This window comes from Solwaraspora sp. WMMD791, from assembly GCF_029581195.1.
GTDB lineage: Bacteria > Actinomycetota > Actinomycetes > Mycobacteriales > Micromonosporaceae > Micromonospora_E.
This window is the reverse complement of the sequence record NZ_CP120737.1, coordinates 4,554,778-4,578,970: the sequence shown is the minus strand read 5'-3', so window position 1 is coordinate 4,578,970 and position 24,193 is coordinate 4,554,778. Positions and strand designations below refer to the sequence as shown.

The following is a 24,193-nucleotide window of genomic DNA, read 5'->3' as shown; positions in this document are numbered from 1 at the left end:
CGGTGTCGCGTCAGCAGGTGGTGGGTTGCCAAGTCACCTTCGTGATGTGGATGGTCACGTACAGGTCCCCGCTGTCATTGGCGTACGCGCACCTCTTGCCGGTGTACGTCGTGCCGAGGTAGTCGTACGACCAGGTGATCTCGGCGTTACGGGAGGTGCGGTTGTAGAACAGGAACGCCGGGACCTTACCGGACCACTCGGTGTTGGTCGTCAGCGACGGAGTCTCGGTAGGACCCTCCGGCGGGTGCGTCGTACCGGCCCAGACGCAGAGCAGGCCTTGCGGGCAGTTCCCGGGCGACCAGTACCCGTTGCTGGCCTGAGAGGCTGCCGCCGGGCCGGTGGGGGCGATGGCCAGCAGGCCTGCCAGGGCTGCGGCGAGAGCGATGGACTTCCACTTCACGGTTCACCTACCTTGAGAGCAACTATCGACGTACATCTAACTTAATGACTAAGTAGTTGTACGGTCAAGAAGCCCTTGGGAGTTCCCCCGACCTCGGCGCAGCCAACGTCACCACCGCTTGGCCGCTCACCCGACCGCGCCGAGCCAGACCATGCCGTCCGGCGGGGGAAGGTCTTTGGCCGACAGCATCTGGGTGAGTTCGTCGCCAGCCAGGTCGGGGGATTCGGCCTTGATGGCATGCAGTACGGCGATGACCTCCCAGACATCCGGTCCCGCCGCCAGCCCGGCCCGCCGCCCGGTCGGGCCTGGCCGGAAGACGATGCCCGGATGCTCGTGAGCGCGCAGCGACTCGTCGATGAACATGTTGGCAACCGATGAGATCGACGAGCCACGGTGTTCACGCACGTATCGATCGAGCTGGGCCAAGACCTGCTCGTCAAATCGAGTCGACCTCGGAGTACTACCCATTGGTACTGCTCAGCCGCCTGTAGCGGACGGGTGGAGCGGCGTAGTCATGCGGCATCGTCCTCGGTGGCGGCGATCCATTCGTCGATCTCGGACCGGTGGTCGGCGTAGTAGCGCAGGCGACGTCGACGCTGTGCCGGGTCAGCCCGGTGCTCGCCATCAGCCGCGTACGCCTCCTGGGGTTGGCGCACCGTCGCCCAGCTCCCCCCAACTGGGACAACTCCCCCACCTACGACGTCCTCATCCGCCCGTGCCCCCGTCGAGGTGACGCCTACGCACCCTAAAACGGACGCATGAGGTATCTCAGCGTCACCTCGACGATTCGGAATCCGCGCGGAGGGTTCGCTCTGCCCTCGTTCTGCCGCCTGCCCGGCGTGGCGATCAGGATCGCAGCGTCCTGGTCATGCTCTCCCAGTCGCCCCGATGGGCCATCACCGGCCAGGCAGGCACCTTCCGGGTGTCCCGGCGCCCCACCACGATGCGGTCGCCTTCCATCCGGACCGCGTCGCCGGGGCCGATCGGGATGCGCCCCTGGCCGCCGAGGACGGTCGGTACCGCGACGGCCGTGTCTGTGACGACGTCGTTCGGAAGCGGCCCGAAGTAGAGGTCGCTGAGCAGGGTCAACACAGCACCGGGAACGGCGACCGGCAGTCCGGCGTCGCTGTTTCCGCCGATGACCGTAGCGAGAGATCCCAATTAGCCGAATACGCCGCAGGAGGAGCCCTGACCAGTCGGCCAGGGCTCCCATGGGCGGTTTCAGGACGGTGGTGTCGGGGTTACGCCGGAGAGATGCCTTCGGCGAAGTCGTACAGGCTCTTGATGTCGTTGTCGAAGTACGGGCCGTCGAATTGACCGTTGCCCGGGTTGTCACCGTGGCTGACCACGCTGTTGATGTACCCGTAGCCGGTCGTGTCGTTGTATTCCTGCAGCCAGGGTCCGCCGCTGGAACCGTACGTCATGTTGCAGTACATCCGGATCTGCTGCCCGCCGGCGCTCCATGTGGTGCCCTGGCAGTAGTACTGGCTCTCGCCGCCGCCCAGGTTGGACGGGTATCCGAGAGCGGTGACCGAGACGCTGTAGCCGTAGTTCCAGCGCAGCCCGTGGCCACCGACGGTGTCGACGACCTTGGCGCCGTAGATGCCGCCGTTGTTCATGATGGCGATGCCCATGTCCTCGGCGTAGCTACCGCTGTTGATCCAGGCGGTACGGGTGTTGAGGCTGGAGGCCACGAACGTGCCGTACGGCCGTGACCCGTTGCGGTAGCGCGGCACGAACTGCCAGTTGCTGTACCACTGGCCGCCGGGGCCCTGGTGCACGCAGTGCCCGGCGGTCATGACCAGCCGGCGCTTTCCGCTGGCGACCGTGCTGGCCGAGCAGGAGGCGGTGCCGCCGGTGGGGGTGGTGAAGTAGACCTTGCCGACGGCCAGCGACTCGTTGAGCATCAGTCCGACGTCACCGCGGCTGCCGAGGCTCGGAGCGAGCGGTGCCACCGCGCCCTCCGGCCCGTTGGGCTTGGCGTCGGCGATCGTCGATCCGGCACCCTTGGCCGATCCGGCGAAGGTCAGGTCGACTGCGGACGCCATCCGCTCCTCGGTCCAGAATTCACTGACCTCCTTTGCGATCTTCGCGTTGGTGATCGCCCGGCCGTCGAGGGTACGGGCGACGGTGGATGTGTTGCCGTTCACGTCGATCGGCGTGGGCTTCGCCTGAGCGGCGGGTGCGCCGGTCAGAACGAGTGTGAGCGACAGTCCGGCCAATGCGGACCAACGCAGGGTCGATTTCAACAGGACCTCCCTTGTCCTTGGTGCCCCGTCTGGGCCTTCCGCAGCATATTTATCTGCCTCCATTGATCGCAATGCCGAAAACCTTGACGGATCATGGACACATTCAGGGAGAACCGCTTTCACCAGCGACTACACAATTGTCGATCACCACTCGTTGCCCACATTCGAATCGCGCTGACTTGAAGAAGTCAGAACCTCGACATGATAAAAGCCGAATCGGTAATGCGAATCACGTGAAACATGATGGATGGCGGCGAGTTGCGCGCCCTGCGCCTACGTCGTACCGGTTTAGTCCGTCGATGCCCGACGCCCGAGTCGCGGCACCCGAGGCCGGACCAGCCGACTACGCGTCGACTGGGCCGAGGGTGACCGTGCCGTCCGCCGCGACCTGCCAGCCCGGGTTGTACGCGACCTCCCAGACCGTGCCGTTCGGGTCGGCGAAGTGCCCGTGGTAGCCGCCGAACGCGGCCCGTTGACCGGGCTTGCGGATCGTCGCTCCGGCCGCCACCGCCTCGGTCAACACCTGGTCGACCTCGGCCGGCGAGGCGACGTTGTACGCCAAAGTGAAGCCGGCTGGCGTCACCGGAACATCGGTGGTCGCAGACGGGGCATCGATCGTCGGAGACGACGCGGCCGGGACGTCCCCCGCGCCGGCCGGCACCATCGGGTCCATGTCGCGGCCGAACGCCGTCGCCTCGAAGAAACCGAGGATCATGCCGGGACCGATCTGAAAGAAGATGATCTCCCCTGGTACGTCGAGCGTCGGCCGCCAACCCAGACCGTCGCGGTAGAAGCGACGGGCCGCAGCGAGATCGGCAGTGGCCACCGTGATGAAGTGCACCTGCTGCCGCACGCCGCGGCCCTCCTTCTGTCAGCGGTTGCTCAGTCCCAGGTCACCGACCAGATCGTCATGCCGTCCGGCACCGGCGGGACGTCGACGTACTCGTCGACCAACCCGTCGATGATGCCACTGGCTTCCAGTCCGTCCAGCCACGACTCGCAGGTCGCCTCGTCAGCGGAGGTGCAGATGGCGACCGCCTCGCCCAGCACCTCGTCGGTCTCGAGCGTCTCCGGATGCAGTTGCACCCGCACCCATGCCACGTCGTCGCGCTGCTCGATCTCCCGGAACCGTTCGGCCAACTCCGCCAGCGGCGGACGGCCGTACTCCCACTGGTTGGGGGCGATCGCCCCCTCCTCGTCGTTGCCGTCGAAGAATTCCCCGATGGTCACCAGCGGCAGGGCGTCGTCGTCCCCGGACCGCCGCACCAGCTCTGCAATCGAGATCACGATGCGCAGTCTGCCACCGGTGTCCAGCCGCCCGCCGCCCCGGTCAGCCCGGTCGGACGGGTCAGCCCGGTCGGATCAGTCGGTCCGGTCGGATCAGTCGGTCCGATCCACCGCGGCGGCCGGGTCGCTCAGCTCCGGGCCGGCGTCCTGCGGATCCGGGCCGGTGTCCCGCAGGTGCCGGTTGTTGCGCGGTTCCTGCCGGGTCTTCGTGTCGTTGAGCCGCCGGCGCAGATCGTCGCGTACGTCGTGCAGTGCCGCCCGGAGATCCTCCTCCGTCGACGTGGTGACGATCTTCGGCCAGCCAGCGATCCAGCACTCCAGGGTGACCTTCTGCCCGCGCGACTCGCGGTCCTTCACCGACAGCTCCAGCTCGGTGCTGTCAGCCGGGAACGTCGTCAGCCGGCTGTCGATGGCGGAGAACTCGGTCACGATCCATGCGCGGTCACGCTGGCCGAAGCCCGCGCCCAGGCGCAGGCACGCGTCGACGGTCGCCGGCTCGGTCGGGGCGCTCATCGGCGCACCGCCGGCCGGGTGTCGGCGCTGACGCGGGATGGAGGGTGGTTCGGCATGACGGTGACCTTTCGTCCGGACGGGACCGGCGGTGTGCCTGCGCCCGTCGTGGTTCGGCATGGGTCAGCCCCATACCCGGCCCGGTGACGGTCGGAAACCCTGGGCCGGCGTTTCGCGTCGTCAGCCGTACGGCCACCTGCCACGCCGGTCGGTCGGTCGCGGCGCGGCGCGGTCAGCCGTACGGCATGCCTAGCTGTTGTCGGACGGCCGCGAGCTGGGCGTTGGCGTCCGCGACGATGCCGCCGGCCTCGGCCCTGGCCATTTCCAACCCTTCGTGGTCGTCGCCGAACCGCTGCGGCGCCTGGGCCATCACCTCGTGCACCAGCTGGACGCCCCGGTCGACGTGCCCAACGATCAGATAGAGCCGGGCCAGGTACAACGCCTCGAACGTCAACCGGGGATCGTCCCAGCCCGGCCGACGCCGGGCGCGGCGCAGCAGCTGCTGCTGCTTCTCGACCGCCTCGAACCCCAGCCCTCGGCGGACCAGCTGCTCCGCCCGCTGGCCCAGCACCCGCAGATCGTGCTCGACGTCGCGGGGTGCGGCGACGGCGGCACCGATCACCAGCACCGCGGCGAGGATCGCGACGTACACCCCGACGCCCGGGCTGATGTCCAATGTGGCCCCGTCTGGGCCGGCCACGTCACCGATCTCCGCCTGGTTCAGCATCGCCCAGCTGAGCGCCAGGAGCCCGGCACCGGCCAGGGTCACCTGTTGCCAGCGCCGGGCCCGACCCAGTGCGTACCAGGCGGCGACTGCCACGGCGACGACACCGGCCAGCAGGGTCACGAACGCGTCCCCGCCGGCCAGACCCGCGCGCGAGCCGAGCGCCGACCCGGTCCCGGTCGCGGCGGCACCGTACGTCACCGCGTCGGCGTCGGGACCGCCGACCCACGGCAGCACCGAGCCGAGCAGCAGCAACAGCCCACCGGCGGCGGCCAGCCCGGCGGTGAGCAGGCCGCGCAGCGACGGCCCGAACCGGGAGACCAACTGCAGCAGTACGGTCACGACGGCAACCTCATCAGGTCGGCGGTGGCGGTGAGCTCGGTGACGTAGCAGACCACCGGCACCAGCAGCAGGGCCGCCGGCATCAGGATCAGCCGGGCGGGCAACCGCAGCGCGGTCGGCTGCAGCCGGGCGGCGAGCACCGCCAGGCTGCCCGGCACCAGGACCAGCAACGTCACCAGCGACAGCAGGTACCGGGCCGGGCTGTCGCCCGGCGCGGGAAACAGCGGTGCCAGCACCGACTCCGTGGCCAGCCAGGCCGTACCCCGGGTCAGCCCGGACAGCACGGCACCCAGAACGACCACCGGCAGCACCAGCAGCAGCAGGTTCCACAGCCAGCCGGTGCCGACACCGGCGGCCGGTCCCCGGCCCGGTCGCCGCACGGGGACGGGGTCAGGGTTGGCCTCCCGTTCCCGCAGCTGGCGTTCCAGCTCGCGCCGGTGGGTCTCCTGCTCGGCGCCGCTCACCCCGCCCCACCGGGCGCTGCTCAGCTCGGATTCACTCAGTGACTGCAGCGGCTTGTCCGGATCCACCGGGTCCCACCTCCGTTCGGTCAGGGCGTCGTGTCGTCACATGCTTGCGCGGCGGGTGGCGCGTTGGCGCAGCACCACCGTCATCAGGCACACCAGCAGGCCGGCCACCGAGGTGAGCAGGCCGCCGGCGAAGACCCGGCCGTCGGCGGCCGTCGGCAGCGGACCGACCGCCAGCCCGGCGACACCGGGACCGGTGTACGCCTCAGCGTCGGCGAGCGTGATCTGGTACTCGCCGGGGGTGAGGGTCATCTCCCCGATGCCCCAGCCCTGCAGTTGCGCCGACGCGGTGGTCACCCGATGGTCGTTGCCGAAGGTCGGCCCGACCGGCACCGGATCGCCGTCGGGTCCGGTCACCCGGACGTCGACCAGCCGGACCTGCGCCGAGTCGAGCAGCCGCCGCACGGACTCCGGACGCTCACCGCCGACGGTGGTCTCCAGCCAGACGCCGTACCCGCCGGCCTCGGTGACCTGCACGACGACCGGTTCGGCGAGGGCGGCACGGTACAACGTCTCAGCGGCGGCGTCGCGCTGCGACTGCAGGGTGTAGCCGTACCCGAACAGGCCGACGAAGCCCGCCACCCACAGTCCCAGCCCGACCACGTACCACCAGCGGGACGGACCGAGCCGGATGAAGTAGCCGCGCGGGTTCACCGCGGTACCCCGTCGGTCACGACTCCCACCCGACGATCTGGTCGCCGACCCGGCCGGCCCCGGGGGCCACCTGGGCGAGGGGTGCCGCCTCGCCGCCGTCGATCGGCAGCAGGCTGAACTGGGTCACGTCGAGGTCGTCGACCACGCCGCTGGCCAGCAGCACCTGGGTCGCGTCGGGGCTCAACGCGGCCTGCCGGATCGCCGGCCGCCGAGGCCCGTCGGAGTCGGTGATCAACGCCTGCTCGGTCAACGCCGACCCGGCGATCGTCAGGGCGTAGACCTGGTCCTGGGCGTACGCCAGCAGCGTCTGCTCGTCGACCCAGCTGACCAGCCTGTAACCGGGCGAGGCGAAGCGGGGCGCGTCGGCGATCTGGTACGGGTCACCGATGTGGGCGCCGGCACCGGCCAGGACGTACTTGGCGGCGACCGTACCGGTGTCGTCGACGACCATCACCTTGCCGTCGTCGTACGTCGGCACCGCGACGGCGGAGTGCGGGAAGTAGAACGGTTGGCCGACGACGGTCCTGGGCAGCTTCTCCTGGGTCGCTGCCTCGTGCCGGCGGTCCTGCCCGTCGAGGCCCACCGACATGAGCCGCCGTTGCCGGTCCTGATACTGCCAGTACCAGAGCCGAGCGGTGGCGTGGTGCACGGCGGGGTGGGACTGGACCGCCTTGTCCGGGTCGGTCGCGCCGTATCCGGACAGATCGGTGAAGGTGCCGTCGATGGCGAGCAGCCCCACCCGGGTGGTGAAGCCGATCGGCTCGGCCGCTTCCTTGCGGATCACGACCAGCTGCCGGTAGTCCGGGGTGAAGTCCTCCCGTCGGAGCTGGCTGCTCGCCACGTCCTGGACCGGGTTGTCGGCGTACACCTTGGGGGTGAAGCGCCAGTTCTCGGTCACCGTGCCGTCGTCGCCGACGCTGTAGAGGACGAGTTCCTCATCGGTGAGGGTCTGCACCACGATCGCGCCGGGTGCGACGGTGTCGCGGGCCGCAGCCCCGCCGCCCTCGGTGAACGACACCGGCTCCGGGTCGGCGGACGGGCTCGCGGCGGCCGATGCCGACGGGTTCGCCGCGTCCGACGCTTCGGCCGCGGCGGTGGCCGGGGCCGCCTCGTCGGCCCGGTCGCCGCCGCAGCCGGTGACCAGGAGCAGCGTGCCGGCGGCGAGGAGGGCCGCCGCCCGGGTGGATGGCGTCGGGCCGGTGGATCGCGTCAGGCCGAAGGATCGCGTCAGGCCGAAGGATCGCGTCGGGTCTCCCATCAGCAGACCCGGCCGCCACTGTCCTGCCCGGACGGGCTTTCGTTGACCAGATCCAGGGCGGTCGTCGGTTCGGGATTCGGTACGTCCTCGCGCCCTTCCGGAGTGACCGGTGCACCATTTCCGGTGGCGTGCGAAACGTAGAAGTCGTCGCCGTCCCATTCGAGCCACAGGTAGCACCTGGCGAACGCCAAGTCGGCCTGGACCTTCCATTGGCCGTCCACGTCGACCGGCTCACCGAGCCCGGCGTACCCGCCATCGGTCAGCGCCTGCAGGAACTCGTCCCGCTCGGCCTCACTGTTGGCGCCACCTGCTCCGATGATGCCGCAGCCGGCGATCGGAACAGCAATGGCAAATGACGCCAGCGCGTACGATATTTTTCTTTTCTTCATTTTATCGAGTTTCCCCACCGAGCGGTTGGCGTGCGTCGCGGTACGTTTCCTCGGTTGCTGGAACGTCACCGTATCCCGCCCCCGCAAGACCACTCGACCGACAAGTGATCCACGTCACACGTGGTGTCCACGAACGGACCAATTGGTTCTGGAAAACAGGTCGGCAAATGCCGATAGGACGCTAAGTCCGGTGGGCTGATCGGTCGACGTACCGACAGCGGACCAGACCCACCTGTCCCCCGTCGGGTCGGCGGGCGGACCGAACGGCCGATCGACACCGCCGGTCCGGCACCATTGACCCTTGACCCCGCACCGGAGCGACCATGTGGAGGGCCGGTCAGTGCTACTGAGCAATCTGGGGTCGGTCGACGTACCGGCCGCCGTCACCGTCGACGGACGAGCCCTCACCAGCGGAGAACTGATCGACGCCGCTGGCGCGGTCGCCCGCGACGTCGCCGGTGCGACCGTGGTCGCCATCCGGGCGACCGCCAGCCTGGAGACGGTCGTCGCGGTCACCGGGTGCCTGCTCGCGGGCGTCCCGCTGGTCCCCGTACCGCCCGACGCCGGGCCGGTCGAACGCGACCACATCCTGCGCGACTGCAGCGCCGACCTGCTTCTCGACCCCGATGGCGGACCGCGCCCCGCCCGCGGCCCAGGACCCCTCGGCCCAGGACCCCGCGACCCCGGACCGCGCTCCGATGCCGGGGTCGGACCACCGGTCGTGCCGGTCGTGCTCAGCCGCCGCGCCGACCCGCCGTCCGGGGCGGTCACCCCCGACCGGACCGCGCTGATCCTCTACACCAGCGGCACCACCGGAGCGCCCAAGGGCGTCCCGGTCACACATGCCGCCATCGCCGCCGGCCTCGACGCCCTCGCCGAGGCCTGGGCGTGGAGCCCGGACGACGTCCTGGTCCACGGGCTGCCGCTGTTCCACGTGCACGGCCTGGTACTCGGCGTCGTCGGCGCGTTGCGCACCGGAAGCCGGCTGGTCCACACCGGGCGACCCACCCCGCAGGGGTACGCGGCGGCCGGCGGCAGCCTCTACTTCGCGGTGCCGACCATCTGGTCCCGGGTCTGCGCCGATCCGACCGCCGCCCGAGCGCTGCGCGACGCCCGGCTGCTCGTCTCCGGCAGCGCGGCGCTGCCGGTACCGGTGTTCCAGGAACTGACCCGGCTCACCGGGCACCAGCCAGTCGAGCGGTACGGCATGACCGAGACATTGATCACAGTCAGCAGTCGCGTGGTCGGTGACCGCCGACCCGGTTGGGTCGGTACGCCGCTGACCGGCGTACGGACCCGACTGACCGGCGAGGCCGGCGAACTCCTGCCGCACGACGGCGAGTCCGTCGGTGAACTGCAGGTACGCGGACCCATGGTGTTCGGTGGCTACCTGGGGCGTGCCGGTCGGGACGACTTCACCCCGGACGGCTGGTTCCGCACCGGCGACGTGGCGCGGATCGGCCCCGACGGCTGGCACCAGATCGTCGGCCGCGCCTCCATCGACCTGATCAAGAGCGGCGGCTACCGGATCGGCGCCGGCGAGGTGGAGAACGTTCTGCTGGCCCACCCTGCGGTACGCGAGGCAGCAGTCGTCGGCGTCCCCGATGCCGACCTCGGCCAGCAGGTGGTCGCGTACGTGGTGGCCGACGGCGTACGGCCGCAGCAGCTCATCGACTTCGTCGCCACCGAACTCTCTGTTCACAAACGACCGCGCAAGGTGCACATGGTGGATCGACTTCCGCGCAACGCGATGGGTAAGGTGCAGAAGAAGGCGCTACTCGACGACAGTCGGTGACAGACAGTCACCAGTGGCGTGACCAGGGCGGCCGTGGCCCGACATCAGCCGTTCGGATGATGTCGGCGGTTCAATGTCGAGGGCATAAGTTTTCATTACCTTCGCCTCAAGAATCAATCATTTCTCGCTGGGAAGTTGATTCTTGATTGAACCGATCCCTAACGTATGCGTACGGCCCGGCCGGCCACTCTCACCGCCATCGGCGTCTCGCCGGACGGCCGCCGGCCAGGATAGCGACAATCACAGTACGGTGAGCGTTCGGAAGGTGTACACATGGGACGATCGGCTCACAGACGCGCCGCCACACCGCGCGCGGGCAGTCGGGTGCGCCGCGCCGTCATCGCGACCGCTACCCTCGGCGCGTTCGGGATCCTGATCGGCGTCAGCCAGATATCCAACGCCCAGACCGACCGTACGGCCACCACCCAGGTCAACGGTCTCGAGGTCATCGGCAACGGTTGTGAGAACAGCGCGCTGGCGCCGCACACCGGGTTCCAGGAAGGCAGTCGCTGCGTCTCCACCGCCTTCGGCGAGGTTGGCGACGCCGACCGCAACCCCACGCTGCTGATCACCGACGCCCCGCAGACGGTCGGCGTCGGCGAACCGTTCCAACTTCAGGTGAGCACCCGCAACCTGGTCCGCGACCGTTTCCTCCCCGCCGGTCAGGGCGGCTACTACATCGAATCGGCTCTGCTCACCGGCGAGGGCCTGACCCGCGGCCACTTCCACACCGCGTGCCGGATGCTGTCCAGCACCACCGAGGCGGTCGATCCCGCGCCGGTGCCGGCGTTCTTCGTCGCCACGGAGGACGGTGGCGGCGGGTCGGAGCCGGACGTGGTCACCATCCAGGTGCCGGGCCTGCCGCAGGAGGGCATCGCCCAGTGCGCCTCGTGGGCGGGTGACGGTTCACACCGCATCCCGATGATGCAGCGGGCCAACCAGACGCCGGCCATCGACGCGGTCCGGATCCGAGTCCAGGCCGACGGGGCCGAGGAACCCCCGGTCGAGGAGCCCCCGGTCGAGGAGCCCCCGGTCGAGGAGCCCCCGGTCGAGGAGCCTCCCGTGGAGGAACCGCCGGCCAACGAGCCCCCGGTCGAGGAACCGGCCGAGGAGGAGCCGGTCGAGGAGGAGCCGGTCGAGGAGGAGCCGGTCGAGGAGGAGCCCGCCGAGCAGGAGCCCGCCGAGCAGGAGCCGGCACCCGAGAGCCCGGCGGCGACGCCGTCGTCCCCGGCCAGTCCGCAGGCCGAGGCCACCGAGTCTCCGGAACCCGCACGAGGCGACGCCGACCGCACCCCGAAGCCCAACGACCCGGCGACACCCGACCCCGAATCAGACGTCAAGGAAGAGGACGAGCAGGAGGTCGAGCCCAGCCCGTCGGCGCCCGCAACCGGGGGCCTGAACGCCCCGGCCACCGACAATCTCGCCGACGTGACGGACGACGCGGACGAGGTCGACAGCGCCGAGGAGCTCGCGGACCGACTGGCCCTCACCGGCGCGAACACGATCAACATCATGGTGGGCGGTCTGGTGCTCGTCGCCGCTGGCGTAGGGCTCGTCTACCTCACCCAACGCCGCCGCGACCAGTACCGCCGCTGACGGCACCCGCCCCGCCACCACATCGCACCACACCACATCGCACCACACCGCACCGCGCCGATCGGTTCCGAACCGGTCGGCGCGGTGCGTCGAGCAACCCCACGGGTCGGGAACCCGCTGCTGCGGCGTACCGGGTCAGACGCTGAGCTGGACGGTGACCTGGTAGTCGTCCAGGATCCCGGTGAGGACGCTGGCGGCCGCCTGGTCGATCACCTGCCAGACCACGGTCACCACGTGATTGCCCTGGCCGACCCGCTTACATGCCTGAGTGGCGGTGGACTGGCCGATGTCCGTGGTGAACATCAGGTCGTTGTCCGGCGGCATCGGCGCCCCGTCGAGCAGAATCTGCACCTGGAGGAAGTCCGCCGCAGTGGCGAAGGTGTTGGGTTGGCCGGTCAGCCGCGCCTCGGCATCGAACGTCACCAGGACCTGGGCGCTGGTGCCGGCCGGCACCACGAACGGGACCACCGCACCCGGCACCTGCACCGGGTTGGCGGTCTCCCCGATGGAGACCGGGCTGTCGTTGAGGCGCACCATGCTGGCGATCTGGGCACCGCCGTTGCAGGCCACGACCCCGTTGCCGTCGGCCGCATAGGCCAGGTCGTCGTCAATCAGCTGCCGCGCGGTCGCGGGGGCCTGCCCCACCAGCACCGCACCGAGTGCGAGCAGCACCAGGCCCGGAACGATTGCGGTACGTAGCTTCTTCATGACTGTTCCCCTCTGGATGAGCACCGGACATCGGCGCACGTCACCGTGCCACCACGTGGTCAGGGTGAAGTCATGCTCCGGTCACGGTCCCCGGGCCCGGCCGCGCACCATGACGCCACCGTGACGTGGCGGCGCACCCTGAGTACGCCCCGATTGGTGCCCCGACGAGGGAGAGAGCAGCATGAGCAGGAAACGGAACTGGCAGGTCGCCGCAGCGGCGACGCTCGTGGTCGTCCTGGTCGCCACGGTGGTGACTCCGGTCACGGCGGCCCGGCCGGGTGAGCTACCCGACCTGGCGGTGCTCGTCAGCGGACACGACCCCGTACCGGTGAAATCGGTGACCGTGCACTGCCCACAAGCTGGACAGTCGGTCTTCGGGGCGGGCGGCCGGATCATCGACGGCGCCGGTGCCGTGGCGCTGACCGCGATCGCCCCCGACCAGACGCTGTCGTCGGTGACCGTCGAAGCCGCCGCCCGGAACGGCCACACCGCCGACTGGTCCGTGGAGGCCATCGCCGTCTGCGACGTCTCGTCGGACCCACCGCACCGGCAGGCGTCGACCACCGTCGACGGTGCCACGGCCGCCGCGAGCTGCCCGGACCCGACGCGGGTCACCGGCACCGGCTTCCGGTTCGACGGTGCCGTCGCCGCCCACCTCGACGAGGTGACACCCGATCAGGACCTGCGGCGGGTGCGCGTACACGTCGGCGGCACCACCCCGGCCCGGGTCACCGCGTACGCCATCTGCAAACGGCCGACCAGCGTCGACGGTACGCCCGGCGTCCGACGCAGCGCCACGACCGGGACCGACGCCACCTGGCCGAAGACCGTCACCGTCGGGGCCGCCGGGTCCGACCAGCGGGTCTACGGCGTCGGCGCGAGCGTCCGGGGTCGGGGCGCGATGCTCACCGCGCTCGTACCCCACCCGGTGCTGAACCTGGCCGGTGCCCGAGCCGACCAGGTGCCCCGGCCGGATCAGCCGACCTGGGACGACCCCGGGGCGCGGCGGTACGACGCCAGCGACGACGGAAGCGACGACGGCGAACTGACCGGGTACGCCATCCTGCTCAGCCCCACGTTTCACTGAACCGCAGCGGAGCCGGGGCGGGGTCGGGTGGGCATCAGCAGAAGTCGGTCCGGTGGCCGTACGCCGATCTCACGCATCGCCTCGGCGTACCGGTCGAAGGCCCGGCGGGCCTCGCCGTGCTGGCCGGCCGCGACCAGCGCACGCACCAGCCCACGATGGGCCGGCTCGTCGTACGGATCCCGCTCCAACAGCCGGAGCAGGCAACCGACCGCCCCGGCCCGGTCCGCTCGGGCCAGCATCCGCAACAGGTCCAGGTACGCCGCCCGCGCCTGCTCCCGCAGCGGCCGGGACCAGTCGTCGTACGGCTCGTCCTCGAACACGTCCGCGCGGTACTCCCGGTCGGCGGCGCGGAGCATCGTCCGCGCCGGCTCCACCATTGCCCGCTCCAGCAACCGACGGCCGTGCGCGACCTGGACCAGGAAGTCCTCCACGTCCACCCGGACCTTTGTCAGGTCCAGGGCAATGCTGCCCTGGTCGGCGACGAGAAAATGGTCGGCCGGGAGATCCTTCGCCGGATCGAGCACTCCTCGAACGATGGAGAGCAGCACCGACAACCGGTGCCCGGTCCGCTCCTGCTCCTCGCCCGGCCACAGCAGCTCACTCAGCTCGCCCCGGGGAACCGGTCGCCCCCGCCGGGCGACCAGAATCCGCAGCAGGTCACGGGCCTTACGGGACTGCCACTGGGACGCCGGCACCGGCCGGCCGGCGATCCGGACCTCGAACCTGCCCAGCGCCCGGATGACGACCCCGCCATCGTCCGACGTCCCGGTGGCGGCCGTCGCCACGGTGCCATCCATCGCTGTGGTGCCAGCGGGCACGGTCCGCATCCCCGGTCGGTCCACCAGGGCACCGGCAGCGGCGAGCCGCTCGGCCGCGAGCAGGCCCTCCAGCCGGTCGTCGGTGCCGGCGGTCGGCAGGCGCCCGAGCGCGACGAGCAGGCGGGCCGCCTCCAGCTGCGCCCCGGTCCCGCTCCAGATCGCCTGTGCCTCACGCAACGCCTCGCGGACCCGGACCGGATCGGTCGCCGCCGCCGCCCGCAACTCCAGCGCGTCGGCGAGCCCCGCCCGGTCCCGCCGGCCCCTCGCCACCTAGGCCGCCCGGTCTGCCAGCGTGGCGGCCCCGACGATGTCGCCGCCGCGTCGGGCCACCCACCCCCTTGCCAACAGTGCCGGTACGGCGAACTCCTCGACGGCCAGGTCGGTGGCCCGGTGCGCGTAGCTGGCCGCCGCGACGGCGTCGTCGTCCAGCACCACCAGCGCCAGTCCGGCCAACGCCGGCACCAGCACGTACGTGTTACCCATGGCCTCGCCGACGCGGACCACCTCCTCGTAGCCGGCGCGGGCCTGTTCCCGCCAGCCCCGACGGCGGTACAGCTCGGCCATGCCCAGCAGGGCGTTGGCAAACCGGCGCGAGCCCGCGCGCTGGTAGCGGGTGAGCGCCGTCGCGTACCGTGCGGCCGCCTCGTCGTAGCGACCGAGCATCGCCAACGCCTCCGCTTCGTTGCTGATCGCGATCGCGTGCAGGCTGGGCGCGGCGGCGACGGCCGCGTACCGGGCGGACAGCTGCGCGGCCACCAGCGCCTCCGCGTACCGGGCGGTGCGCAGCAGCTGATAGGTGCGGTTGGTGTGGATGCGGGTGAGCAGCAGCACGTCGCCGATCCGTTCGGCGATCGGCTGCGCGATCGCGAAGTGCTCCTCGCTGCCGGCGGCGTCGCCTGCCACCGCCCGGCACAGGGCCATGCCGAGGTGTGCGGTGGCCAGTGCGCCGTCGCTGCCGGTGCGGTCCCCAGTCGGTGAGGTGACGGTGGCGGCTGCGGTGGCGAGCGCCTGCCGGGCGTACCCGGTAGCGACCTCGACCTCGCCGGCCAGCAGTTGGGCATGCGCGGTCCAGGCCAGCAGAAGAGCCACGTCGGGCGACGAGGACGGCCGGCCCCCGCCGTCGCTGTCCCCGCCACCGTCACTTTCACCGACGCGGGCACGGGCGAATGTTTCCAGCGCCGCCTGGGCGTCTCCACGCTGATAGTGGATGCGCCCCACCCGCCAGGCCAGACCAGCGTCCCAGTCGGACCCACGCGCCGCGTCGTACGCATGCTCGGCACCGGTCAGGTCGCCGATCGTACGCAACGCGTCGCCGAGCAGCAGTCGTAGCCGACGGCTGACGAGCGGCTCGGGCAGCCCGGTGACCAGCTCCGCGACCTCGGCCGCCTGCCCGGCGGCGAGCATCCGGTCGCCATGCTCGGTGAGGACACGGGCGGCTTGCTCGTCGACACCGGCCCGCCGGTAGGCACGGGCCGCAGCCACCGGCGGTCCATGCTGGTCGTACCAGGCGGCGGCGTTCGCGGCAAGCTGCGCGTGCCCCCGGACCGGTTGCCGCTGCCGGACCGGTTGCCGCTGCCGGACCACCTCGGCGACAACCGGCACGACGCGTGCCATCGGAGCGGACCCACCCGGTACGACCGGTGCCGCACCGGCACGCGTCAACAGTCCGATGCGGCGCAGCAACCGTACGGTCGCCGTTGCCTGCCGGTGACCCAGTGCCCGACCCAGGTCGGCGCTGAACGGTGTCAGGTCGGCGGCGCACCGCAGCAGCCGGACCGCCGCCGACGGCAGTCCGGCCAGCACCTCACCAGTCAGATACGTCGCCAGTGGGCTGCCAGGCTGGCTGACAGCCCGCACCAGGTCGCCCGATGGCACGCCGTCCAGCCGTATCGTCTCGGCGGTCAGCGCGACGAGCGCCGGCCAGCCACCGGTCGCCCCGTGCACGTGTTCCGCGAGGCCCGGATCGGAGAGTCCATGTTCGGCGGCGAGGAGTTCACCGACCTCCTCCGGAGTTAGCGTCAGGTCGGTCGGACCGACCTCCTGCCACCGGTGCCGGCCGACTCCGCTGGCCGCCGGGGCCGCCAGCGGCCAGCGGCCGGACAGCACCACCGTCGCGGTGTGCGGCAGGTCGTCGACGACCGCCGCCATGGCCTGTGCCGTTTCGGCGGACAGCCGGGGCAGATCGTCGATGATCAGTGGTCGGTCGTCGGTGGGCGACCGGATCTCGTCGAGCAGCCGTTGCGGTGTCGTGTCCGGCCCTCGCCACCAGCGGGCGCTCGACGGCGGGAACCAACGGAGCAGTGCGGTCGTCTTGCCGTAGCCGGCGGCGGCGACCACGAGCCGGCAATCCGGACGTCGATGCCCCGGCCCCGACGAACGCACCGCTGCTCACCTGCCTCTCCGGTGGGACAGGCTCGTCCCTCTTCGGGCAGGAACAGGCTGATCGGGACCGGCGTCGGTGGCAAGGCCTGTGTCGGCAATCCGGCCGTGACGCGGCGCTGAGCCGTCCGTGATCACCGTCGCGATCCTGATGGCGCCGGTCGCGGACGGCGCGACGGGCAGAGCGGAAGGAGCAACGGTGAGCAGGTACGTAGGTATCGGAATCCTGGTGACGGTCGCCACGGCGCTTGCGGTGGTCGGGCCGGCCGGGCCGGCCGTCGCGACCCACACCTGCGACGGCGAGGCGGTGACCATCAGTGGCTCCGGCACGATCGACGGAACGGGCGGGCGGGACGTGATCCGTGGCTCGTCCGGCAGCGACATCATCGACGGTCAGGGCGGCAACGACGTCATCTGTGCCGGCGGTGGAGTGGACGCCGTCTACGGTGGCCAGGGCGCCGACCGCATCTTCGGGGAGGGCGGAGACGACTTCCTGTGGGGTGAAGGCCTCGGCGTCGTGGTGACCGGTGGCGCCGACGAGATCTGGGGTGGCACCGGCGACGACACCATCTACGGCCAGGTCGGGGGCGACACCCTGCGCGGCAACGAGGACAACGACGACATCTACGGTGGGGACGGCCCCGACACGATCTTCGGTGGGATCAACATGGCCGAGACCAGCGGCGCGCAACTCGACGCCTGCTACGGCAACAGCGGTAACGACACCATCCGGTCCTGGCTGACCGGTCACCCGGCGGAATGCGAGGTCGTCGTCGACTGACCACTGGTGGGGGTGGCTGGGCGGTACCGCCCAGCCACCCCCACCAGTGCGTCGTGTCTCACTCAGCGGCTGAATCGCCGAGGATGAACCGTCAAGGCGCTGTTGGTGGAGCCAAGGGGACTCGAACCCCTAACCCCTGCCTTGCAAAGGCAGTGCTCTGCCAGTTGAGCTATGGCCCCGTACGGTCCCCGAGCGACACTCCGGCGGCTTACGGCCGTGGTGCGGAAGGGACCAGGGGTTGGGTCAGCGCAGGTCGGGAGCGGTGGTCGCCTCGTGCCACAGCGCGCGTTCGTCGCTGGTTTCCTTGACCTTCTTGGCGATCAGCGCGGCCACACCGATGACCGCCGCGATGATCAGGAGCTTCTTGGCCATGGGGCTGATCCCCTTACGCTCGACTGTCGTGGAGTGGGGCTAGCTGGAATCGAACCAGCGACCTCAGAGTTATCAGCTCTGCGCTCTAACCGACTGAGCTATAGCCCCGTACGCGACGAGCAAGGTTACCGCACCGGCCGTACGGCACCCAACTCGGGGCCGGATCCGCCGGATGCCCGACGAGTGGTGCGCCGGACCCCGGAAGACTACCGGGTCACGCGTGGCCGGGACGAGCTGGTTTTGCCCGTTCCGGCCACGCGTTCAGATCTCCGGACGGGTCAGTCCCGCTCGGCCAGGGTCAATTCGATCCCGCCGACCAGGTCGGCGCAGACGTTGTAGATGAACGCGCCGAGGGTGGCCAGCGCGGTGTAGAGCACGACGTTCACCAGACCGAAGAGCGCCGCGCTGCCGATCACGCCCTGGGCGGTGACGCGGAACGTCGGGCCCTCGCCGGTACCGGTGCCGATCAGGTCACCGAGGCTGGTGTTCACGCTCTCGAAGACACCCATCGCGTCCAGCGCCAGGTAGAGCACGGACGTCGCCACGATCACCACGATGAACAGCACCAGGGAGACCGCGAACGAGAACTTCATCACCGACCACGGGTCGATGCGCTTGAGGTTCAGCCGGGCGCGACGCGGTCCGCGCGACGCCGCCGAGCTGACCCCGGGGCGGGCCGTCCGGGCGCCGTCGCCCCCGACCCGTGCCGCACCGACGGCTGCGGAGCCGGCCGCCGTGCCGGCCGCCCCGACGGTACGTACGGTTGGTGATCCGAGTCCGCTGCGGGAACCCGGCGCGGTGCCTGTCTTCGTGGCACCTACCGTGCCGAGCGGCTGAGTGGAGCCCACGCCGAGACCGGGCCGGGTGGCGGTGCCGCTGGCGGCGGTGGCACCGAGTGCCCCGCCGGTGAATCCGCTCCCGGAGCTGGCCGGTGGGGCGGAGGAAACTGGAGGTGCCGACGTCACTGGCGTGGCCGACCTTCCGGACGAGGCGGCACCGCCGCCAAGCGTGAGCGCGCCACCGGTGGCGCGGTCGCCGGTGCCGCCGGCTCGGGCTGATCCGTCCTCGGCACCGGCGTCGCTGCCGGCGTCGTCGGCGGGCTTGTCGGGTGGGGGCGGCATGCCCGGTGCCCGGGTGAACTTCGGCGCCGGCGAGTCGGCTGGGACGCTGGCCCGGCCGACGGCGGCCCGCCCGGTGGCCGTTGCCGGGCCTCCAGCGGCGGACTCCTCGTCGACCGGGGCCGCCGAGGCCCCCGTGGCCCCCGACTTCGCCTGGGTCTCCGTCATCAACTAGTCCTGTTCGTCAGGCTCGTCGGCATTGCGAGCAATCGCCACGATGGTCACGCCGTCCGGGAGGTCCATGAGCTTTACCCCCATTGTGTTCCGATCCCGCGTACGTCGTACAGGCTTCACCGGAGTCCGGATCACGCCACCGTTGCTGGTGATCGCGAAGAGCTCGTCATCCGGACTGATCACGACCGCACCGACCAGACCACCGCGGCGTTCGGTGATCTTGGCAGTCAGCACGCCCTTGCCTCCCCGGCCCTGGACCGGATACTCCTCGATCGGGGTCCGTTTCGCGTACCCCCCGTTGGTGGCCACCAAAACATCCAGGTCCATACCTTCACGGACGACCGCCATCGCCAGCAACTCGTCCGTGTCGGTGAACCGCATCCCGATCACCCCGGAGGTGGCCCGGCCCATCGGCCGCAGCGCCTCGTCGGTGGCGTTGAACCGGATCGCCTGGGCGTTCTTGGAGACCAGCAGCAGATCGTCGGTCGCCGAGGCCAGGGCGGCGCCGACCAGCTCGTCGGCATCACGCAGGTTGATGCCGATGATCCCGCCGGACCGGTTGGAGTCGAACTCCTCCAGCTTGGTCTTCTTGACCAGACCGTTGCGGGTGGCCAGCACCAGGTAGGGCGCCACCTGGTAGTTCGGGATCTGGATGACCTGGGCGATGTGCTCGTCCGGCTGGAAGGCCAGCAGATTCGCGACGTGCTGGCCCCGGGCGGTACGCGACGCCTCCGGCAGCTCGTACGCCTTGGCCCGGTACACCCGGCCCTTGTTGGTGAAGAACAGCATCCAGTCATGGGTGGACGCGACGAAGAAGTGGCTGACGATGTCGTCCTGGCGCAGCGTCGCCCCGCTGACGCCCTTGCCGCCCCGACGCTGCGAGCGGTAGAGGTCGACCTTGGTCCGCTTGGCGTACCCGGTCCGGGTGATGGTGACCACCACGTCCTCGCGGGCGATCAGGTCCTCCATCGAGACCTCGCCGTCGAACGGCACGATCTGCGTCCGCCGCTCGTCGCCCCACTTGGCGACGATCTCGCCCAGCTCCTCGGAGACGATCCTGCGCTGCCGCTCCGGCTTGGCCAGGATGTCCTTGAGATCGGTGATCTCCAGCTCGATCTTGGCGAGCTCGTCGATGATCTTCTGGCGCTCCAGTGCGGCGAGCCGGCGCAGCTGCATGTCCAGGATCGCGGTGGCCTGGATCTCGTCGACGTCGAGCAGCCGCATCAGGCCCTGCCGGGAATCCTCGACCGTCGGCGAGCGCCGGATCAGCGCGATCACCTCGTCGAGCATGTCCAGGGCCTTGACCAGACCGCGCAGGATGTGGGCGCGTTCCTCGGCCTTGCGCAGCCGGTACGCGGTCCGCCGCCGGATCACGTCGATCTGATGCTCGACGTAGTAGCGGATGAACTGCGCCAGGTTCAGCGTGCGCGGCACCCCGTCGACCAACGCCAGCATGTTGGCGCCGAACGTCTCCTGCAGCTGGGTGTGCTTGTAGAGGTTGTTGAGCACCACCTTGGCGACCGCGTCCCGCTTGAGCACCAGCACCAGCCGCATGCCGGTACGCCCGGACGTCTCGTCGCGGATGTCGGCGATCCCGCCGATCTTGCCTTCCTTGATCAGCTCGGCGACCCGCTCGGCGAGGTTGTCCGGGTTGACCTGGTACGGCAACTCGGTGACGACGAGCGCGGTGCGCCCCTTCTTGTCCTCCTCGACCTCGACCACGGCCCGCATCCGGATCGACCCGCGACCGGTCCGGTAGGCGTCCTGGATCGCTGCGGTGCCGACGATCAGACCGGCGGTCGGGAAGTCCGGGCCCTTGACGATCCCGAGCAGCGCTTCGAGCGTGTCGGCCTCGTCGACCTCCGGGTTCTCCAGGCACCACTGCACCGCCGCCGCGATCTCCCGCAGGTTGTGCGGTGGGATCTTCGTGGCCATGCCGACCGCGATGCCCTCGGAGCCGTTGATCAGCAGGTTGGGGACCCGGGCCGGCAGGATCACCGGCTCCTTTGCCCGCCCGTCGTAGTTGTCCTGGAAGTCGACGGTGTCCTCGTCGATGTCCCGCAGCATCTCCATCGCCAGCGGGTCGAGCTTGCACTCGGTGTAGCGCATGGCCGCAGCCGGGTCGTTACCGGGTGAGCCGAAGTTGCCGTTGCCGTCGACCAGCGGGTAGCGCAGCGACCAGTGCTGGGCCATCCGCACCAGCGCGTCGTAGATGGCCGAGTCGCCGTGCGGGTGGAACTGGCCCATCACGTCACCGACGACCCGGGAGCACTTCACGTAGCCCCGGTCCGGCCGGTAGCCGGAGTCGAACATCGCGTAGAGGATCTTGCGGTGGACGGGCTTGAGTCCGTCCCGTACGTCCGGTAGCGCCCGCCCGACGATCACGCTCATCGCGTAGTCGAGGTAGGAGCGCTGCATCTCGACTTCCAGCCCGACCGGCTCGATGCGGTCGTGGCCGGCGACCGCTGCGGCGGCGGGGGTGGCCGCTGCGGCTGCTGCGCTGTCCGACTCGCTGTCGAAGGACTCGGGAGTATCCGTCACAGTTAACCCTTATCAGACTTATACCGTCATACCGCTGTGGATAACGGCTGTGGAATCTCGCGAAGCTGTGGATAACTCGGTCCGGCCGGTCCGGGTTACGGGCCAGGACCGGCCGACCGAGGTCGCTAGATGTCCAGGAACCGGACGTCCTTGGCGTTGCGCTGGATGAACGACCGTCGCGCCTCGACGTCCTCACCCATCAGGACGCTGAACAACTCGTCGGCGGTTGCGGCGTCGTCCAGAGTCACCTGACGCAGCGTACGCGTCGCCGGGTTCATCGTGGTGTCCCACAACTCCGGGTAGTTCATCTCACCCAGACCCTTGAACCGCTGGATGTCGTCCGGCTTGGCGTTGGGCTTCTTCTGCTGCCGCAGCGCGATCAGACCGTCACGCTCACGGTCGGAGTAGGCGTACTGCGCGTCGTCGCCCTTGCGGTTCCACTTGATCTTGTACAGCGGCGGCGCCGCCAGGTAGACGTGGCCGAGCTCGACCAACGGCCGCATGAAGCGGAACAGCAACGTCAGCAGCAGCGTCTGAATGTGCTGGCCGTCGACGTCGGCGTCGGCCATCAGCACGATCTTGTGGTACCGCAGCTTCTCGATGTCGAAGTCGTCGTGGATGCCGGTGCCCAGCGCGGTGATCAGCGCCTGGACCTCGTTGTTCTTCAACACCCGGTCGATCCGGGCCTTCTCCACGTTCAGGATCTTGCCGCGGATCGGCAGGATCGCCTGGGTACGCGGATCCCGCCCCTGCTTGGCCGAACCGCCCGCCGAGTCACCCTCGACGATGAAGACCTCGGACTCGCGCGGATCGGTCGACTGGCAGTCGGCCAGCTTGCCCGGCATCGACCCGGACTCCAGCAGCGACTTGCGCCGGGCCAACTTGCGCGCCTGCTGAGCGGCGATCCGTGCGCGGGCCGCCTGGGTCGCCTTCGTGATGATCATCTTTCCCTCGGCCGGGTTGCGGTCCAGCCAGTCCACCAGCCACTCGTTGCACACCCGCTGCACGAAACTCTTCACCGGGGTGTTGCCCAGCTTGGTCTTGGTCTGCCCCTCGAACTGCGGGTTGGCCAGCTTGACCGAGATGATCGCGGCGAGCCCTTCCCGGATGTCCTCGCCGGAGAGCTTCTCGTCCCCCTTGAGCAGCTTCTTGTCAGTCGCGTACTTGTTGACCACGCTGGTCAGGGCAGACCGGAAGCCCTCCTCGTGCGTGCCACCCTCGTGGGTGTTGATGGTGTTCGCGAAGGTGTAGACCGACTCACCGTACGACTCGTTCCACTGCATGGCGATCTCGACCGACATGCCCTCCTCCTCGGCCCCGAACTCGACCACGCTCTTGTGGATCGGGTTCTTGGAGTTGTTGAGGTGACGGACGAAGTCCGAGATACCACCCTTGTAGCAGAAAGTGACCTCGCGGTGCTTGCCGTCCTCGTCGGTCACCCGCTCGTCACGCAGTTGGATGGTCAACCCACGGTTGAGGAACGCCATCTCCTGCAACCGGCGGTAGATCGTCTCGAAGGCGTACTCGGTGGTCTCGAAGATCGTGGGATCCGGCCAGAAGGCGACCGCTGACCCGGTCCGGTTCGTCTCCTCGCCCTTGACCAGCGGCGACGGCTTCGAGTTCGCGTACTGCTGCCGCCAGACGTAGCCGTCCTTGTGGATCTCGACGGCCATCTTCACCGACAGCGCGTTGACCACCGACACGCCCACGCCGTGCAGACCGCCGGAGACCGCGTACGCCTTGCCGTCGAACTTGCCGCCCGCGTGCAGCACGGTCAGCGCGACCTCGACCCCCGGCTTGCCCAGCTTCGGGTGCAGGTCCACCGGGAAGCCACGGCCATTGTCGGTGACCCGCACCCCGCCGTCGGCCAGCAGCACCACGTCGATGGTGTCGCAGTGGCCCGCCAGCGCCTCGTCGACCGCGTTGTCCACGACCTCCCAGACCAGGTGGTGCAGGCCACGTTCACCGGTGGAGCCGATGTACATACCCGGCCGCTTGCGGACGGCCTCCAGGCCCTCCAGCACGGTGATCGACTCGGCGCCGTACTCCTGCTTCTTCTGCGCTGACACCCTCAGCCACTTTCTCGCGCACCTGGCCACGACGGGCACAGGGACGCGGGGTTCGGCGGACACCCGGCAGCGGGGCGGGCGCGGACCGGCACCATGGCCGACAACCCGCAACTTCGGGTGGATCGCCGACGGGTGGCGAAACGCGCCGTACGCCGCAGAGCACCCGCGGATCACGAACGGCTGGGCCCCGCTCGTCTCGACGCGCGGGTCTCCCTCGTCTCTGCCTACGATCCTACTGTGCCGAGCCGACATAACAGGGATGCGGCACCCCCGTAAAGCGGCTGAGAGGTTCGTAGCCGGCCGCACCCCACCCACCGCGACCACCCCCACACGGACCTGACCACCCGGCGAGGATGATGCGGGGCCCTCCGACACCTGCGGTCACGACTGCCGGCACCGGGTTCACCGCACCCAC

General features: G+C 70.0%; 24 protein-coding genes and 2 tRNA genes. 4 read left to right on the top strand and 22 right to left on the bottom strand.

Annotated elements, in window-relative coordinates; all coding sequences use genetic code 11:
* Positions 1-10: 10 nt before the first annotated feature.
* From O7623_RS20275 to O7623_RS20215, 13 genes are all read right to left on the bottom strand, one after another.
* Positions 11-400 (bottom strand): hypothetical protein, encoded by a 390-nt coding sequence (locus O7623_RS20275; protein ID WP_282224592.1) that lies wholly within the window; start codon positions 398-400, stop codon positions 11-13.
* Positions 401-526: 126 nt separating this feature from the next.
* On the bottom strand, positions 527-805 hold the full coding sequence (locus tag O7623_RS20270) for a hypothetical protein (RefSeq protein ID WP_282224591.1): 279 nt from the start codon (positions 803-805) through the stop codon (positions 527-529).
* A 107-nt stretch (positions 806-912) separates the two neighbouring features.
* Positions 913-1,056, bottom strand: coding sequence for a hypothetical protein (locus tag O7623_RS20265; protein ID WP_282224590.1), 144 nt, complete (start codon positions 1,054-1,056; stop codon positions 913-915).
* Between the two features lie 190 nt (positions 1,057-1,246).
* On the bottom strand, positions 1,247-1,489 hold the full coding sequence (locus tag O7623_RS20260) for a hypothetical protein (protein ID WP_282224589.1): 243 nt from the start codon (positions 1,487-1,489) through the stop codon (positions 1,247-1,249).
* Positions 1,490-1,641: 152 nt separating this feature from the next.
* Positions 1,642-2,649, bottom strand: a complete 1,008-nt coding sequence (locus O7623_RS20255) for a hypothetical protein (RefSeq protein WP_348775097.1) — start codon at positions 2,647-2,649, stop codon at positions 1,642-1,644.
* A 343-nt stretch (positions 2,650-2,992) separates the two neighbouring features.
* Positions 2,993-3,502, bottom strand: coding sequence for a VOC family protein (locus tag O7623_RS20250; RefSeq protein WP_282224587.1), 510 nt, complete (start codon positions 3,500-3,502; stop codon positions 2,993-2,995).
* A gap of 29 nt (positions 3,503-3,531) precedes the next feature.
* Entirely contained in the window at positions 3,532-3,936 is a 405-nt protein-coding gene (locus tag O7623_RS20245) for a hypothetical protein (protein ID WP_282224586.1), read from the bottom strand.
* A 93-nt stretch (positions 3,937-4,029) separates the two neighbouring features.
* Complete coding sequence (locus O7623_RS20240; RefSeq protein WP_282224585.1) at positions 4,030-4,449, bottom strand: HPF/RaiA family ribosome-associated protein; 420 nt, start codon at positions 4,447-4,449, stop codon at positions 4,030-4,032.
* A 229-nt stretch (positions 4,450-4,678) separates the two neighbouring features.
* Positions 4,679-5,512: a hypothetical protein gene (locus tag O7623_RS20235; RefSeq protein WP_282224584.1), complete on the bottom strand. Its 834-nt coding sequence runs from the start codon at positions 5,510-5,512 to the stop codon at positions 4,679-4,681.
* The gene (locus O7623_RS20230; protein WP_282224583.1) at positions 5,509-6,042 is read right to left on the bottom strand and encodes a hypothetical protein; all 534 of its coding nucleotides are present in this window, start codon (positions 6,040-6,042) and stop codon (positions 5,509-5,511) included. The genes O7623_RS20235 and O7623_RS20230 overlap by 4 nt, the downstream gene beginning before the upstream one ends.
* 36 nt (positions 6,043-6,078) lie before the next feature.
* Positions 6,079-6,693: a hypothetical protein gene (locus O7623_RS20225; protein ID WP_282224582.1), complete on the bottom strand. Its 615-nt coding sequence runs from the start codon at positions 6,691-6,693 to the stop codon at positions 6,079-6,081.
* A 16-nt stretch (positions 6,694-6,709) separates the two neighbouring features.
* Positions 6,710-7,951 carry a hypothetical protein gene (locus O7623_RS20220; protein ID WP_282224581.1) on the bottom strand — a complete coding sequence of 414 codons (1,242 nt, stop codon included), beginning with the start codon at positions 7,949-7,951 and terminating at the stop codon, positions 6,710-6,712.
* The gene (locus tag O7623_RS20215; RefSeq protein WP_282224580.1) at positions 7,951-8,409 is read right to left on the bottom strand and encodes a hypothetical protein; all 459 of its coding nucleotides are present in this window, start codon (positions 8,407-8,409) and stop codon (positions 7,951-7,953) included. Before O7623_RS20215 ends, O7623_RS20220 begins: the two co-directional genes overlap by 1 nt.
* A 271-nt stretch (positions 8,410-8,680) precedes the next feature.
* Between O7623_RS20215 and O7623_RS20210 the strand changes: the two genes are divergently transcribed.
* A complete protein-coding gene (locus tag O7623_RS20210; protein WP_282229491.1) occupies positions 8,681-10,135 on the top strand; it encodes an acyl-CoA synthetase in 1,455 nt (484 codons plus the stop codon).
* Between the two features lie 273 nt (positions 10,136-10,408).
* Positions 10,409-11,731, top strand: coding sequence for a hypothetical protein (locus tag O7623_RS31370; protein WP_348775096.1), 1,323 nt, complete (start codon positions 10,409-10,411; stop codon positions 11,729-11,731).
* 135 nt (positions 11,732-11,866) lie between these two features.
* Here O7623_RS31370 and O7623_RS20200 read toward each other — a convergent pair whose 3' ends face one another.
* Complete coding sequence (locus O7623_RS20200) at positions 11,867-12,439, bottom strand: hypothetical protein (RefSeq protein WP_282224579.1); 573 nt, start codon at positions 12,437-12,439, stop codon at positions 11,867-11,869.
* A 181-nt stretch (positions 12,440-12,620) separates the two neighbouring features.
* On the opposite strand from O7623_RS20200, the gene O7623_RS20195 reads away from it, so the two are divergent.
* Positions 12,621-13,526: a hypothetical protein gene (locus O7623_RS20195; RefSeq protein WP_282224578.1), complete on the top strand. Its 906-nt coding sequence runs from the start codon at positions 12,621-12,623 to the stop codon at positions 13,524-13,526.
* Here O7623_RS20195 and O7623_RS20190 read toward each other — a convergent pair.
* Complete coding sequence (locus O7623_RS20190) at positions 13,520-14,614, bottom strand: BTAD domain-containing putative transcriptional regulator (protein ID WP_282224577.1); 1,095 nt, start codon at positions 14,612-14,614, stop codon at positions 13,520-13,522. The two genes, O7623_RS20195 and O7623_RS20190, sit on opposite strands and share 7 nt — an antisense overlap.
* The gene (locus O7623_RS20185; RefSeq protein ID WP_282224576.1) at positions 14,615-16,681 is read right to left on the bottom strand and encodes a hypothetical protein; all 2,067 of its coding nucleotides are present in this window, start codon (positions 16,679-16,681) and stop codon (positions 14,615-14,617) included.
* Between the two features lie 241 nt (positions 16,682-16,922).
* Between O7623_RS20185 and O7623_RS20180 the strand changes: the two genes are divergently transcribed.
* Positions 16,923-17,504, top strand: coding sequence for a calcium-binding protein (locus O7623_RS20180; RefSeq protein WP_282224575.1), 582 nt, complete (start codon positions 16,923-16,925; stop codon positions 17,502-17,504).
* 103 nt (positions 17,505-17,607) lie between these two features.
* Here O7623_RS20180 and O7623_RS20175 read toward each other — a convergent pair.
* From O7623_RS20175 to gyrB, 6 genes are all read right to left on the bottom strand, one after another.
* Positions 17,608-17,683: transfer RNA gene (locus tag O7623_RS20175), tRNA-Ala, on the bottom strand.
* Between the two features lie 64 nt (positions 17,684-17,747).
* Positions 17,748-17,876 (bottom strand): DLW-39 family protein, encoded by a 129-nt coding sequence (locus O7623_RS20170; RefSeq protein WP_282224574.1) that lies wholly within the window; start codon positions 17,874-17,876, stop codon positions 17,748-17,750.
* A 34-nt stretch (positions 17,877-17,910) separates the two neighbouring features.
* Positions 17,911-17,984 (bottom strand) — tRNA-Ile (locus O7623_RS20165).
* A gap of 170 nt (positions 17,985-18,154) precedes the next feature.
* A complete protein-coding gene (locus O7623_RS20160) occupies positions 18,155-19,162 on the bottom strand; it encodes a DUF3566 domain-containing protein (protein WP_282224573.1) in 1,008 nt (335 codons plus the stop codon).
* A gap of 3 nt (positions 19,163-19,165) precedes the next feature.
* Complete coding sequence (gyrA, locus tag O7623_RS20155) at positions 19,166-21,613, bottom strand: DNA gyrase subunit A (protein ID WP_282229490.1); 2,448 nt, start codon at positions 21,611-21,613, stop codon at positions 19,166-19,168.
* Positions 21,614-21,834: 221 nt separating this feature from the next.
* A complete protein-coding gene (gene gyrB, locus O7623_RS20150; protein WP_282224572.1) occupies positions 21,835-23,778 on the bottom strand; it encodes a DNA topoisomerase (ATP-hydrolyzing) subunit B in 1,944 nt (647 codons plus the stop codon).
* Positions 23,779-24,193: the final 415 nt, after the last annotated feature.

Bases quoted from the DNA above. Each gene is read 5' to 3' on its own strand.
- O7623_RS20240 (WP_282224585.1), bottom strand. From the start codon at position 4,449: ATGAGCGCCCCGACCGAGCCGGCGACCGTCGACGCGTGCCTGCGCCTG.
- O7623_RS20220 (WP_282224581.1), bottom strand. From the start codon at position 7,951: ATGGGAGACCCGACGCGATCCTTCGGCCTGACGCGATCCTTCGGCCTG.
- O7623_RS31370 (WP_348775096.1), top strand. From the start codon at position 10,409: ATGGGACGATCGGCTCACAGACGCGCCGCCACACCGCGCGCGGGCAGT.
- O7623_RS20200 (WP_282224579.1), bottom strand. From the start codon at position 12,439: ATGAAGAAGCTACGTACCGCAATCGTTCCGGGCCTGGTGCTGCTCGCA.
- O7623_RS20195 (WP_282224578.1), top strand. From the start codon at position 12,621: ATGAGCAGGAAACGGAACTGGCAGGTCGCCGCAGCGGCGACGCTCGTG.
- O7623_RS20170 (WP_282224574.1), bottom strand. From the start codon at position 17,876: ATGGCCAAGAAGCTCCTGATCATCGCGGCGGTCATCGGTGTGGCCGCG.
- O7623_RS20160 (WP_282224573.1), bottom strand. From the start codon at position 19,162: ATGACGGAGACCCAGGCGAAGTCGGGGGCCACGGGGGCCTCGGCGGCC.